Source organism: Shewanella sp. SM23, from assembly GCF_025654295.1.
GTDB lineage: Bacteria > Pseudomonadota > Gammaproteobacteria > Enterobacterales > Shewanellaceae > Shewanella > Shewanella oncorhynchi.
Genome location: NZ_JAKKRM010000049.1, coordinates 1 through 1,219 on the forward strand (window position 1 = coordinate 1; position 1,219 = coordinate 1,219).

Here is a 1,219-nt window from a genome sequence, read left to right on the forward strand (position 1 = left end):
CAGGGCGGGATCATACTTTGTTAACTAACGGAAACTTTTAGGCTTAAACAGGATCAGAGCAAGCATGTTATGCTAACGACCTATTCCTAATGTCACTGTTTGAACACTTGAAACTCATCGAAGACCCTCGCTCTCACATCAACCTAGACCATGATTTAGTTGATATTATTTTTCTTGTTTTAGCCGCTATCGCTTCAGGTTGCGATGGCTGGCAAGCTATCGAAGAATTCGGCCAAGAGAACCTATCTTGGCTACGTAAACATCGAAATTTTGATAACGGGATCCCTACTCGACATTCTATTGCTCGGATCATTAAAGTCATCGATAACGAAATACTGGTGTTGACACTCTTTAGTTGGGTTAATCGCGTAAGAGAAGCATCATCTAAGCCTTTGATCGCTATCGATGGAAAAACCTTGCGGGGTGCTGTTAATCAGCATGGCGCTAAAAATGCGCTTCACCTCGTTTCGGCCTTTGATACCGAACAAGGAATTGTGCTGTATCAGCAAGATACACAGACCAAAGGTAACGAAATCGCAACGGTTCAAGCGCTGCTGCACATGTTAGACATTAAAGATGCTGTTGTAACCTTTGATGCACTTCACTGCCAGCGGGAAACGCTTCAACAAATTATCAAAGCTAAAGGCGACTATGTTGTTCAGGTAAAAGGCAACCAACCGCTACTGAGGCAGGCCATTGAGATGCAATTTCAACCTCACTGGGATAACGACGGCGTCGACATATTAAGTATCGAAGAGGATGACAAGGGGCATGGCCGTAAGGAGCGTCGCACAACGTTTCAAGTCCCAGCAAAGCTGCCACAGGCGCTCGCGAAAAAGTGGCCATCAGCCAAGTCACTCATAGCAGTTGAACGTCAACGAACATGTAAAGGCATTACAACCATAAATACGGATTATTACTTAAGCTCTTTACCTTTAGACGTCGAACTTGCAGCCAAAGCGGTGCGTCAGCATTGGCACATCGAGAACCTGCAACACTGGGTGCTTGACGTCACTTTTAGGGAAGACTGTTCAAGGATTGGTGACCGTGAAAACGCGAAGAAGATGGCGCTATTTCGTCGTATCGTGCTGAACCTTTTAGAGCAACATCCGCTAAAAGCCAGCAAACCAACCAAGATGAGAAAGGCTGCATGGAATGGCGATTTTAGGAGCGAGATTTTCTTTGGTTAAGAGATTTAACAAAGCTTAATCCCGCCCTG

At 45.2% G+C, this 1,219-nt stretch carries 1 protein-coding gene; it reads left to right on the forward strand.

What is annotated here, in order from left to right; genetic code table 11:
* The first annotated feature begins 89 nt into the window (after nucleotides 1-89).
* Nucleotides 90-1,190: an ISAs1 family transposase gene (locus tag L5L98_RS22180; protein ID WP_259513324.1), complete on the forward strand. Its 1,101-nt coding sequence runs from the start codon at nucleotides 90-92 to the stop codon at nucleotides 1,188-1,190.
* Nucleotides 1,191-1,219: the final 29 nt, after the last annotated feature.